Source organism: Endozoicomonas sp. G2_1 (assembly GCF_017744155.1).
In the GTDB taxonomy this organism is placed as follows: Bacteria; Pseudomonadota; Gammaproteobacteria; order Enterobacterales; family Alteromonadaceae; genus JAGHQT01.
In genome coordinates this window covers 1-12,347 of record NZ_JAGHQT010000022.1, presented here as the reverse complement: position 1 = coordinate 12,347, position 12,347 = coordinate 1, and the positions used below count along the sequence as shown (strand labels likewise).

Here is a 12,347-nt window from a genome sequence, read left to right as displayed (position 1 = left end):
ACTGCTTTATTTCTTCAATCGTTATCAGCAATTATTAATAAATTTTATCGCCATCGAGTGTTGAAATTCTTGGCTTATTCTTTGTGCTGTTAGCTTAACCTAAGTTACTAGCGTGATCTATGGTTGTACCTTCGGCTTCGCCCATCACTACGCGCTTAAGTGCGCCAGGCTTATTCATATTGAATACGCGAATCGGCATGCTGTGGTCGCGCGCTAAAGTAAAGGCCGCTAAGTCCATTACTTTTAATTCTTTCTCTAACACTTCTTGATAAGTAAGGTGTTCGTATAACTCAGCATCAGGGTTTTTAACTGGATCTTCAGAGTAAATGCCGTCAACTTTAGTCGCTTTTAGTACAGCGTCAGCTTCAATTTCAATGCCGCGTAAACACGCTGCTGAATCAGTAGTAAAAAATGGATTACCAGTACCAGCACTGAAAATAACCACTTTCCCCGAGGTTAACATGCCGATGGCATTAGCCCAGTTATAAGTGTCACAAACACCAGCTAGGTCAATGGCAGACATCAAACGAGCATTAACAAATGCACGGTGCAAAGCGTCGCGCATTGCTAAACCATTCATGACCGTTGCCAACATCCCCATTTGGTCACCAACAACGCGGTTCATACCCGCTTCAGCTAAACCAGCGCCGCGGAACAAGTTACCACCACCGATAACCAGGCCCACTTGAATGCCCATTTCAACCAACTCTTTAATTTCAGTGGCCATACGATCGAGAATTTTAGGGTCGATACCGAAACCTTCATCCCCCATCAACGCTTCACCACTGAGTTTTAACAAAATTCGACGATAACTAGGTTTTAAGTTGGTGCTCATAAAACAGACATTCCTATAAATGAAAAAAATAGCCGAGCCCGATTTATACCCATCTGTATAAGAGGCCGCCAGTATTTTAATGGTTTGTTGAAAGCCAGTCTAGCGCAAATTACCCTGCGCTTTAATGCAGCAATGACAATATCGAGCTCAACTCAAAGGGACTGTACAAAAGCTGAGCAAAGGTTGAGCAAAATAATACTTAACCAATAACAGCCGGCTACGAAAGACAAGTTAGCAAGTGCCCGAATTGGCCAGCCAACGTGACGATATAAACAAAACATTACAGTTTTTGTAAAACAACTCTAGACCAAATAACATGCTCTTTATTCGGCATTTTACTTGGTTGATTAGTCATGTTGAGCCGCACCTCAAAACCATACTCATTACCGTAACCAATCAGTTCTTCATTGGTCGTCGGAAATACATGCTTACCAGCACCGGCTGGTCCATTTCTCAATGAAACGGCTAATATGCCGTCTTTGAGCATGATCTCTGAAAGCTTTCTGATGCTCTCTCTTCGCTCTTGATAGTCAAGGTGATGCCAAACACCGTCTAGCAACACAAACGAAAATGGCACCAAATCAACACTTACGTTTTCAAGCTTAGGTAAACTGTCATTTAACCAATTCACTTTTATGCCCAAGTAATGTTCTTTGGCTAGTTGTCGAAATACTTCAAGTGGCTCAGTGGCGACAACGTCATAGCCTAAGTTTGCTAATGCTGCTGAGTTTTGTCCGACACCAGCACCAATATCTAACACTCGACTAGGTATTGAAGGTAAAAATGGTAAAAAATCTTGATTAATCTCAGCAAAATCTAACGCTAAGCTATTTTTAATAAAGCTATCAATGGCTTTTTCATAGCCGAGAGTTCCAGCAACCGTCATTATATTTCCCTCTAAACTAACAGGTGCCTAAGCCAACAGGCGAACACGACTAATGAGTGATTAAAATAATTTAGCATGAAATAAAGATGTAAAAAAAGGTGATTAACTCATCGTTAATCACCTTTTTTGAAAGCTTTGTTTTACGCTTTTAGGCAATAAAAAACAAAAATGTAAAATTATTCGCCTTTAGCGGCTGCGATTTGCGCTTCAACTTCAGCAGCGAAATCTTCTTCTTTCTTCTCGATACCTTCACCAACTTCTAAGCGGATGAACGTCGATACAGAAACGCCTTTTTCTTTTAACACGTCACCAACAGTGCGCTTTGGTTCCATGATGAAAGCTTGACCCGTTAAAGAAATTTCACCAGTGAACTTCTTCATGCGGCCAGAAACCATTTTCTCAGCGATTTCAGCAGGCTTGCCTTCGTTCATCGCGATGTCGATTTGGATAGCTTTTTCTTTTTCAACGACTTCAGCTGGTACGTCTTCAGGGTTAACGAACTCAGGCTTAGAAGCAGCAACGTGCATAGCCATGTGCTTAAGTGTTTCAGCATCGCCTTCACCAGCAACAACAACACCGATTTTAGCACCGTGCTTGTAAGAAGCTAAAGTAGTACCTTCAACATAAGCTACGCGACGTACGTTAATGTTTTCACCGATTTTAGCAACAAGGGCAACGCGCTCTTCTTCGAACTTAGCTTGTAAGTCTTCGATAGAAAGCTTTTCAGCAGCAGCAACTTCAGCAACTTTGTTAGCAAATGCTAAGAAGTTATCGTCTTTTGCTACGAAGTCAGTTTGACAGTTAACTTCAACTAAAGCGCCGTCTTTAATGATGATTTGACCTTCAGCAGCGATGTTACCTGCTTTTTTAGCCGCTTTGGCTTGGCCAGACTTACGCATGTTCTCAATCGCAAGTTCCATATCGCCGTCGACTTCTTGTAAGGCTTTCTTACAATCCATCATGCCAGCGCCAGTGCGCTCACGTAATTCTTTAACTAATGCAGCAGTAATTGCCATAAGTTAATTCCTCAAAAATTCAAATATGTTTAAAACATTGCCACATTACTGTCTTTGTCGTAAAACAAGGAAGATAATGTGGCAATTGAAAAAATTGTCTTTATGTAAAACTGAAATTATTCAGCTTCAACAAAACCGTCTTTTTCAGCTTGAACTACGATGTTTTGCTCACGACCTTCAACAACAGCGTCAGCTGCAGTGTTTAGGTATAAAGTGATAGCACGAATCGCATCATCGTTACCTGGAATGATGTAATCAACACCATCAGGGTTTGAGTTTGTATCAACAACAGAGATTACAGGAATACCTAGGTTGTTGGCTTCTTTAATGGCAATGTGCTCGTGATCTGCATCGATAACAAATAAAGCGTCTGGTAAGCCGCCCATGTTTTTGATACCACCTAAGCTCTTTTCAAGCTTTTCCATTTCACGAGTGCGCATTAAGGCTTCTTTCTTAGTTAATGCATCAAAAGTACCGTCAGTGCTTTGAGCTTCAAGATCTTTTAAACGCTTGATAGATTGACGAACTGTTTTCCAGTTAGTCAACATACCACCTAACCAACGGTGGTTTACGTAGAATTGATCAGCTTTAACTGCTGCGTCTTTTACTGCATCACTTGCTGCGCGCTTAGTACCAACAAACAATACTTTACCTTTTTTCGCAGAAACACCTGATAAGAATGCAAGTGCGTCGTTGAACATAGGGACAGTTTGCTCAAGGTTGATGATATGAACTTTGTCACGAGCACCAAAAATGTAAGATTTCATTTTTGGGTTCCAGTAACGAGTTTTGTGGCCGAAGTGAACACCGGCTTTAAGCATATCGCGCATAGAAACGTTTGGCATGTTTATTCCTCTGTGGGGTTAAGCGTCCATACACCCAATATACACGACTCATATCAGCCTAAGCTTTGAGCACCCCGGTATACCTTTGCTAGATGTATGTGAGTTTGTAAAATTATGCTGTAGCAACTGCGCTACAACACTGTGAATTAAACTAAAAACAACCTTGATTTACCCGCTGAGCGCGTGATAATTCAAACCAGCTGATTTTAGCGGCGCATTTTATACCACACTAGAGACTAATAAACCAGCAATTCCTCTTGAAAATGCTGGTTTATTTACAGTTAATAACATTTGCTGGTGCTAAGCCAATTTATTCAGTAAATCGATTTAAAACATCAGCAATCAATTAACGTTTAACGTTTGTAGGACAATAACAGCCCTTAGCTGCACTGACTATGGCGGCTCCATAATGCTGTTGGCTATTCAAACGATCGATAAGTTGTTCAACAAAACCATTACCACTTGAGCACAGCAGCCCTGTGGAATAAGGGCCAAAATATCCCAATTGGCCACGCTGATTAAAAATAACCACAGCAGGTGTTGCCGGTAAATATTGGGCGAGTATATCAAACTGGTGTATTTCAAGTGTCTGATTGTCATAGTGGTTTTCAGTCAACAAAGACTTAACACTGCCGATGTGACTTGACGCCACTTGCTGACAAAAACAGCCCGCTTCGCTGATGTGAAAAGCTTGATTGGCAAGTGAACCAAACTTATCACCAAAGACAGTTTCGATATCGCGATCAAAAGATAGAACTCGCGCCGCGTCTGTCAATTTTTGCTGGCTGTCAAAATCAATTAAGCGAACACCAAACGACCACCACAGCCCTATAGCCGATATTACCAACCAAGCAAAAAACGCTAGGTATAAACCTAGCGTTTTGTTTTTACCTCTAGCGCTAAACAAACTTATTTAACTGTTCACTCAACAACTGGCTTTGTTGATTGAGCTGCTCAGCTTCTAACTTAACTTGCGTCACTTGCGCAAGTTCATGAGTGGCTAAATCGTTTAACTGAGCTATCGACTGAGCAATACTATTAGAAACGTCGGTTTGTTCTGTCGTCGCAGTAGCTACCATGGTCATATCTTGGTTGACCGCATCAATATTACTGACCACTTCTTGCATCGCTTCAATCGCTTCGTTAGAGGACGTTGCCGCGTTGTCAACAATACTCAAACAACTGTGCATTTGTTCCACTGAGCTTTGCGCCTGTTCGATTAAGCCTGAAGTGACACCATTAATTTCATCGGCACTTTCCCGTGATTTAATCGCCAGCTGACGAACTTCATCGGCAACTACCGCAAAGCCACGGCCGTGCTCGCCAGCGCGTGCAGATTCAATCGCCGCATTTAACGCAAGTAAATTAGTTTGATCAGATACCGCCCGAATAGAGTCCATCACCTCGGCAATGTAGTTACATTTCTCGCTCAATGAACTAATACTTTCTGAGGCACTATCTAAGTTAGTGCGAAGTTCTGTTGTGCTCGCATTAGATTTATCAATGGTTGCACGCGCTGACGCTGTACTTTGCTGCGCTGATTGAGATTGCTCATTGACGCGCTGTGAACTGCCCGCAACTTCAACAATATTTGCCGACATTTCTTCAGTGGCTGCCGCAATAGTTTGCACTTGCAAAGCACTATCACTCACCGACTGATGCAATTGTTCAGACATTTGTGCAACACTGCCAGTTACTTGGTTCAACGTATTTGATATTTGACGCGCTTGGCCGGTTAATTCGCGAAAACTGGTAATTAAGCGATTAAAATCTGCTAATTCTTTGTTGTTTTGATCAAGCGCGACATTCAAGTTTAACTGACCATCAGCCTGCATAATTTGCTCAACGGTATTTGACAGCGTTAACGCCGCTTTAGCTTCTTTATCACTTTTTATCGCAATAAACGCAAGCACAGCGCTTTCTGTTGCGGCGAACAAAGCATGTATAAGTAAAATATAAAAATACAAATGCCCTTGTTCAAAAATGTAAATCCCCGTCTCATTGCTCTGAAGAACAAAAAAACTAATGTGATGAACTGCTATGGTAGCGAAACTAGCAGCAATCACTCGCCAGTCTCGGTAATAAATTAAAAATGCAAGAATCGCGAACACTTCGAAGTGGAGCTCAGTTAAACCAGAAACCTGCTGAATGTGCAATGCCGCCATTAGCTGCACTGCTATCCCGACACTGATTCGAGTGATTAGCTTGTCAGGTGCACTAAACAGCAAAAACAGCGGAAACAAAATAATTGGTAAGCCGACAACAAATGCCTCTAACCAAGTACCGGTAAAAAAAGCAATGACTAGCGATAAAAACCATTGCCCAATCAGTACATAAATAAAAATCTTATTCGCGTCTCTCACCCAAGGATATTGCATACAAAAAGCCCAACAATTTTATTAATATCAGTATTTTATTCTATAACCACCCAACAGCGATAGCCGTTGGTGTCACTTTAACGTAAAACCAAAACGTTCCTTGCGTTCGTTAAGATTAGTATTCATAGCAAAATCAGGTAAATCAAGCTAAAATTGACCGATTATTTGACTTATCAGGATCTTTTAATGGCAGCTGAATTATTTTTTATTTACGACACCCACTGCCCGTGGAGTTATGTCACCACTCGCTTAGTCAATCAAATTCATCAAGCTCACCCAGAAATTAACATCCAATTATTTCACTGTGGTCGCTACCAAGGTGATGATGGCATCAATCCAAGACAGCTTGGTGAAGTGAGTAAGCAAAGTGATATAAAATTTAACGACAAGTATCGCAATGCGTTATCTCAGCCGCTCGATTCAACGATGGCCGCCAACCTGATGGCATGGGTAGAAAACAAAGCAAACCACACTGCACTATCGGTCTTAAACGCGCTACAAAAAGCACATTTTGAATACGGTGTATCCTTTGACAATGCGCAAGACTTTGATCAAATCGTCGCACAATTCAAACTGTCACCACCGAGTAAAGTGTTTAATCGCGACAAATACAGTAAAGATGCTGAAAATGCGCTTGCCGACATCGAAGAGCTGCAAGGCTTTATCAATACGTCAGCAATCCCAGCCTTGTTGCTTGCAGTAGACGAAGAACTTATTTTGCTCAATCACAACTTTTATCTATCTCAGCCTTCAGCCATTGTTGAAGCAGTCGAACTCGAGTTAAAAAATCACTAGCGATAAATAACTATCGACAAAGAAACTAACATCAATCAAACAGTTATTAGCGCAAGTAAACGCGAATGTGTACACTCATTGGCAATGTTTATTTGGCTTAATACTGAGATACAGAGGTATTAATGACTATCACAATAAAAACATCAGACGAAATCGAAAAAATGCGTGTTGCTGGCAAGCTTGCCGCTGACGTATTAGAGATGATTGAGCCTCATGTTAAAGCCGGCGTAACCACCGACGAACTCAACACTATTTGTGCCGATTATACTGAAAAAGTACAAAACGCGATTTCGGCGCCGTTGAATTATCACGGTTTCCCAAAATCTATTTGTACGTCGGTTAACCACGTTGTTTGTCACGGTATTCCAAATGATGAGCCGCTAAAAGATGGCGACATTATTAATATTGATATCACCGTTATCAAAAATGGCTATCACGGTGATACCAGTAAAATGTTTTTAATTGGTGAAGTAACACCTGAAGATCGCCGCTTGTGTCGCATTACCCAAGAAGCGTTATACACTGGCCTTAAAAAAGTGAAGCCAGGCGTTGCCTTTGGCGAAATTGGCGCTGCGATTCAAAAGTTCATCAAAAAGTCAGGCCGCTATTCAATCGTTAAAGAATACTGTGGTCACGGTATCGGCGCTGAATTTCACGAAGAGCCACAAATCGTTCATTACAAAAATGGCGACAAAACCAAAATGGCTGAAGGCATGTGTTTTACGGTAGAGCCAATGATTAATTTAGGCCGTGCCGGTACTATTTTAGACAGCGAAGATAACTGGACTGTTTACACCGTTGACGGTAAAAAGTCGGCGCAATGGGAACACACTGTCGTAGTGACGAAAACGGGCTGTGAGATTTTAACCTTGCGCAAAGACGACACTATTCCGCGTGTACTTAATAACTAGTTTCTTTAAACGCTATTTTGCTAAACAACAAACTGAGTTAAATACTAAAACAAGACAAAACAAAGAGTTACTTGTGGTCAAGAGCAGCATTATTCCTGCGCATTTTACCGAGCCATTCTCAGTTAGTGCGCCAGAGTTAACCAGCAAACAAATTTGTCAGTTGAGCGAAACCTTTAACGATTGGCTCAAGGCAGAATTTATCAATCACGATATGGCTAACTTGGTTGCTGCTCGTGCGCAATTTGTCGACCTCATTTTGACCAAACTATGGGTACAACACCAACTCGACGAACATCAAATTAGTTTGTTGGCAGTTGGTGGTTACGGCCGCGGAGAATTGCATCCACAGTCTGATGTCGACATTTTGTTACTCACTCAACCCAGTGTTGAAAAAGAACTAGAAGAACGCATTTCGGCCTTTATCACCCAACTTTGGGATGTAAAGCTCGACATTGGCCAAAGTGTTCGCGACGTTAAAGAGTGTATCAAGCAAGGTGCTGGCGATGTCACCATTGCCACTAACTTGTTAGAAACACGATTTATTTGTGGCTGTGAACACCTTAACGAACAATTACAACCACTACTGCACGAAGACAGCTTTTGGCAATCAGAACAATTTTTAATTGCCAAGCGCGATGAACAAAATCACCGTCATCAGCAATATCACGGTGCTGCTTATACGCTAGAGCCCAACTTAAAAGCCAACCCGGGTGGTTTACGCGATATTCAAACCATTGCGTGGGTCGCTAAGCGTCACTTTTCAGCTGAATCACTTGAAGAATTAGTTGATCACGACTACCTCACGCGCAACGAATACAACGAGTTAATAGAGTGTCAAGACTACCTCTGGCGTATGCGCTTTGCCCTGCACTACGTCGCAGGTCGCAGTGAAAACCGTTTATTGTTTGACTATCAAGCCGATGTCGCCGCCATGATGGGCTTAGGTCGTGATGGCAAAGCTGCGGTAGAGCGCATGATGAAGCGCTTTTTCCGCACCATTGCCCGGGTCGCAGAGCTCAATAAAATGCTGCTAAGAAATTTCGAGTACGAAATTCTTAACCCGACCGAAACCAACAAAACTATTGACATTGATGATGATTTTTATATTGAAGACGGCTTAATACGCACGCGTAATATTCGTGTATTTATGCGTCCTAATAAAATCATGGAAATGTTTTTAATTATTGCACAGCGCACAGAAATTAAAGATTTACATCCAGAGACTCTGCGCCAAATGCGCAATATTCGCCGTCGCTTAGTATCGCGCTTAAACGACTATGAAGAGTGTCGTCGCCTCTTTATCGACATATTAAAACACCCTCGCGGTTTGGGCTTGCCATTTACCCTAATGCATCGCCACAGTATTTTGGCGGCCTACTTGCCTGAGTGGAATAGCATTGTTGGCCAAATGCAGTTTGATTTGTTCCACGCCTACTCAGTTGACGAACACAGCTATCGCTTAATCAAAAACCTTTATCGCTTTAGCCAAGTTGAACACAACCACGAATTTCCACTCTGTAGCAAAATAGTGCAACGCATACGCAAGCCTGAGCTCTTGTATATGGCGGGTATTTTCCACGATATCGCCAAAGGGCGTGGCGGCGATCACGCCGAACTTGGCGCGGTAGACGCACTCAATTTTGCTAAATTACACGGCTTAAACGATCACGATGGCCGCATGATCTCTTGGTTGGTGAAAGAACATTTAACCATGTCAGTAACCGCACAGCGCCGCGATATTAGCGATGAAAATGTGATTAAGAGATTCGCCGGTATTGTCAAAGACGAAGCCCGCTTAGACTACTTATACTGTTTAACCGTTGCCGATATGCGCGCCACCAACGAAAGTTTGTGGAACAGTTGGAAAGCCAACTTACTTGAAGAGTTGTACAACGCAACTAAACAAGCATTCCGTCATGGCTTGGAAAAACCGGTAGACTTAAGGGCAAAAATACGCGAAAACCAGCAACAGGCTATTGCACTATTAACCGCACAAGAAATCAACATAGACCAGTTAAAACAACTGTGGCGAGATTTTAAAGCCGATTACTTTTTGCGCTATTCACCAGAGCAAATCGCGTGGCACTGTCAACACATTCTCCAAAAAGAAGATTATCGACCACTAGTATTGATCAGTCCTAAGCCTTACCGCGGCGGTACCGAGGTATTTGTTTATACCCCTGACCAACAAAATATTTTTGCCTCTATCGTGTCATTACTCGGCACTAAAAAGCTGTCGATTCACGACGCAAAAATTATTACCAGTAAAAGCGGTTTTACCCTTAATACCTTTGTTGTTCTGGACCAGCGTAATAAGCCAATAAAAGATCAGTATAGAGCACAAGATATTAGCCGAGCCTTAACTGAGGTACTTAGTATATGCTCACTCGACAAAGTACCTGTGCAACCGGTAGCCAAACGCTTTGAACAGCTTGATATACCAACGAAAGTAACTTTTATTAAAACGGCCAGTAAAAAGCGCACCATGTTGGAGATTCGGGCCATAGATAGACCCGGCCTACTCGCCAGCTTTGGCCAAGTGTTTCAAAACTGTAAGTTAAAAGTTCACTCGGCAAAAATCACCACCTTTGGCGAAAAAGCCGAAGATGTTTTTACCGTATCAACGGCAGATGACTTAGCGTTATCTGAACAACAACAAATTGAATTAGCTAATCGCTTAACCAGCGATATAACATAAGTCAAAACACTAGTAAACAATACGAAAACGATTAGGAAACCCCATGTCAGACCTACAACAAATCATTGAACAAGCTTTTGAAGAGCGCGCCAATATTACGCCGAGCACGGTTTCACCAGAAGTTAAACAAGCAGTTTTAGACGCACTTGAAGCATTAAACAACGGCAGTGCTCGCGTCGCAGAAAAAATTGCTGGCGAGTGGGTTGTACACCAATGGCTGAAAAAAGCCGTGTTATTGTCATTCCGCATTTACGACAACGCAGTCATTGATGGCGCTGAAAGCACCTTCTTCGACAAAGTACCATTAAAATACGACGGCTACGACCAAGCTAAATTTGAAGCAGACGGCGTTCGCGTAGTACCAGGTGCATCAGTTCGCACGGGTAGCTACATCGGCAAAGACGTAGTTGTGATGCCGAGCTTTGTCAACATTGGCGCTTTTGTTGATGAAGGCTGTATGGTTGATACCTGGGCAACTGTTGGCTCATGTGCGCAAATTGGTAAAGGTGTTCACCTTTCTGGTGGTGTTGGTATTGGCGGCGTTTTAGAGCCATTACAAGCTGGCCCAACCATTATCGAAGACAACTGTTTCATCGGTGCTCGTTCTGAAATTGTAGAAGGCGTAGTCGTTGAAGAAGGCTCAGTGATCTCAATGGGTGTTTACATTGGTCAAAGCACGCGTATTTACGACCGTGAAACCGGTGAAGTTCACTACGGTCGCGTACCAGCGGGCTCTGTTGTTGTTCCGGGTAACTTGCCATCAAAATGTGGTACTTACAGCTTATACGCAGCAATTATCGTGAAAAAAGTAGACGCTAAAACACGCGCTAAAGTAGGCGTTAACGCATTACTTCGTTCAATTTCTGAAGAATAATTTTAGACAATAATTAACCAACACTCGGGTTAGTTAACAATGAAAAGCGCTAGTCGAAAGGCTAGCGCTTTTTTGTGATAAAAAATGAGACAAAACCAACAAGTGTTGATTTTTTGACACGTAATTTAGCGCTGTATTAATCGATAAAAAAGTGCCTAAAATGGTGTCTTTTCACACACCAAAAATAATTTTTTATACATACTAAACCTATAATAAATATAGCGATTTTAAAGCGTAACGTTTAAACAGTCATAGTCAAAAAAACGTTTGGCATAGCCTTTGCCCTATCAGGTTATCTCAGCATTATTTGATATGACTCGTTATGAAATTGTTTAACTTAATCACAGCCCTTTTGATTGCTATAATCATCACGGGTTGTAAAACAACAGCGACAACTAGCCAAGCACCATTGGCTGACAACAACACCAAATACTTTAGCCACGTTGCCAAAGGTAAGTTAAACGAGAACTTCAAAACAGTTAGCATTAACGTCGACGTCCCTAAAAAACCACTCTATCGCAACGACCTTGCCTTAAAACAGCGTTTGCTCGACCGACCCATGACGCCTGATATGCAACTAATGCTTGCTTTTAGTACCAGCTTACAAAGCGCTGATGGCAGCGTTGGTATTCGCATTCGCGGTAACAAGGTAGAAGATCCAATCTCCCGCACCGATACTGTGACTGACTTATCCGATCGCCCATATAGCTTATTACCGCAAAAGACAGTGGCAATACTAGGGCCTAAACAAGCAATGCCATAATCAACCTCAGCTTTGGATAACTAATGTGCTTCTAGCGTCTATTTTTACTGCTATCCGCGTTGAATTCACTTGCAATAGGCAAGCTATTGACGCGTAAATTCGCCTTGATTTCAGCCAAAATTTCTCGCTAGAAGAAGCATAAAAAAGTAATTTACGAAATACTGTAGTTATTCACGATTTTTTATCCAAAGTTAAGGTTAATCAGTTTACGGCTATACAACTGTGTTGTCCTAGTATAGGTTGACACTATTTACGCTAAAACGCTCGATGTACTTCATCGGGCGTTTTGTATTTTAAGGCCATGTGTGGCCTTCGTTGATTATAGATAACAACTGATTCCTCGACC

At 42.0% G+C, this 12,347-nt stretch carries 12 protein-coding genes; 5 read left to right on the top strand and 7 right to left on the bottom strand.

Annotated elements, in window-relative coordinates; all coding sequences use genetic code 11:
• Positions 1 to 94: 94 nt before the first annotated feature.
• From pyrH to J7384_RS17405, 6 genes are all read right to left on the bottom strand, one after another.
• Positions 95 to 835 carry a UMP kinase gene (pyrH, locus tag J7384_RS17430; RefSeq protein ID WP_209115822.1) on the bottom strand — a complete coding sequence of 247 codons (741 nt, stop codon included), beginning with the start codon at positions 833 to 835 and terminating at the stop codon, positions 95 to 97.
• A gap of 280 nt (positions 836 to 1,115) precedes the next feature.
• Entirely contained in the window at positions 1,116 to 1,721 is a 606-nt protein-coding gene (locus tag J7384_RS17425) for a class I SAM-dependent methyltransferase (protein ID WP_209115821.1), read from the bottom strand.
• Positions 1,722 to 1,897: 176 nt separating this feature from the next.
• A complete protein-coding gene (gene tsf, locus J7384_RS17420; protein ID WP_209115820.1) occupies positions 1,898 to 2,737 on the bottom strand; it encodes a translation elongation factor Ts in 840 nt (279 codons plus the stop codon).
• A 116-nt stretch (positions 2,738 to 2,853) separates the two neighbouring features.
• On the bottom strand, positions 2,854 to 3,588 hold the full coding sequence (gene rpsB, locus J7384_RS17415; protein WP_348523888.1) for a 30S ribosomal protein S2: 735 nt from the start codon (positions 3,586 to 3,588) through the stop codon (positions 2,854 to 2,856).
• Between the two features lie 340 nt (positions 3,589 to 3,928).
• Positions 3,929 to 4,489: a DUF6436 domain-containing protein gene (locus J7384_RS17410; RefSeq protein WP_209115818.1), complete on the bottom strand. Its 561-nt coding sequence runs from the start codon at positions 4,487 to 4,489 to the stop codon at positions 3,929 to 3,931.
• On the bottom strand, positions 4,482 to 5,960 hold the full coding sequence (locus J7384_RS17405) for a methyl-accepting chemotaxis protein (protein WP_209115817.1): 1,479 nt from the start codon (positions 5,958 to 5,960) through the stop codon (positions 4,482 to 4,484). Before J7384_RS17405 ends, J7384_RS17410 begins: the two co-directional genes overlap by 8 nt.
• Before the next feature lie 186 nt (positions 5,961 to 6,146).
• Here J7384_RS17405 and J7384_RS17400 point away from each other — a divergent pair, with 186 nt between their 5' ends.
• From J7384_RS17400 to J7384_RS17380, 5 genes are all read left to right on the top strand, one after another.
• Positions 6,147 to 6,755: a hypothetical protein gene (locus J7384_RS17400; RefSeq protein WP_209115816.1), complete on the top strand. Its 609-nt coding sequence runs from the start codon at positions 6,147 to 6,149 to the stop codon at positions 6,753 to 6,755.
• Positions 6,756 to 6,877: 122 nt separating this feature from the next.
• Positions 6,878 to 7,666: a type I methionyl aminopeptidase gene (map, locus tag J7384_RS17395; RefSeq protein ID WP_209115815.1), complete on the top strand. Its 789-nt coding sequence runs from the start codon at positions 6,878 to 6,880 to the stop codon at positions 7,664 to 7,666.
• 73 nt (positions 7,667 to 7,739) lie between these two features.
• The gene (gene glnD, locus J7384_RS17390) at positions 7,740 to 10,364 is read left to right on the top strand and encodes a [protein-PII] uridylyltransferase (RefSeq protein WP_209115814.1); all 2,625 of its coding nucleotides are present in this window, start codon (positions 7,740 to 7,742) and stop codon (positions 10,362 to 10,364) included.
• 43 nt (positions 10,365 to 10,407) lie between these two features.
• On the top strand, positions 10,408 to 11,238 hold the full coding sequence (dapD, locus tag J7384_RS17385; RefSeq protein WP_209115813.1) for a 2,3,4,5-tetrahydropyridine-2,6-dicarboxylate N-succinyltransferase: 831 nt from the start codon (positions 10,408 to 10,410) through the stop codon (positions 11,236 to 11,238).
• 322 nt (positions 11,239 to 11,560) lie between these two features.
• The gene (locus J7384_RS17380; RefSeq protein WP_209115812.1) at positions 11,561 to 12,001 is read left to right on the top strand and encodes a hypothetical protein; all 441 of its coding nucleotides are present in this window, start codon (positions 11,561 to 11,563) and stop codon (positions 11,999 to 12,001) included.
• A gap of 255 nt (positions 12,002 to 12,256) precedes the next feature.
• Here the strand turns inward: J7384_RS17380 and J7384_RS17375 are convergent.
• Positions 12,257 to 12,347 (bottom strand): integrase core domain-containing protein (locus J7384_RS17375; protein ID WP_209114217.1); only part of this gene is annotated, 91 nt, incomplete at its 5' end.

What these genes read in the sequence shown, in the direction of transcription:
- pyrH (WP_209115822.1), bottom strand. Translation starts at nt 835, where the DNA reads ATGAGCACCAACTTAAAACCTAGTTATCGTCGAATTTTGTTAAAACTC.
- J7384_RS17425 (WP_209115821.1), bottom strand. Translation starts at nt 1,721, where the DNA reads ATGACGGTTGCTGGAACTCTCGGCTATGAAAAAGCCATTGATAGCTTT.
- tsf (WP_209115820.1), bottom strand. Translation starts at nt 2,737, where the DNA reads ATGGCAATTACTGCTGCATTAGTTAAAGAATTACGTGAGCGCACTGGC.
- J7384_RS17405 (WP_209115817.1), bottom strand. Translation starts at nt 5,960, where the DNA reads ATGCAATATCCTTGGGTGAGAGACGCGAATAAGATTTTTATTTATGTA.
- J7384_RS17400 (WP_209115816.1), top strand. Translation starts at nt 6,147, where the DNA reads ATGGCAGCTGAATTATTTTTTATTTACGACACCCACTGCCCGTGGAGT.
- map (WP_209115815.1), top strand. Translation starts at nt 6,878, where the DNA reads ATGACTATCACAATAAAAACATCAGACGAAATCGAAAAAATGCGTGTT.
- dapD (WP_209115813.1), top strand. Translation starts at nt 10,408, where the DNA reads ATGTCAGACCTACAACAAATCATTGAACAAGCTTTTGAAGAGCGCGCC.
- J7384_RS17380 (WP_209115812.1), top strand. Translation starts at nt 11,561, where the DNA reads ATGAAATTGTTTAACTTAATCACAGCCCTTTTGATTGCTATAATCATC.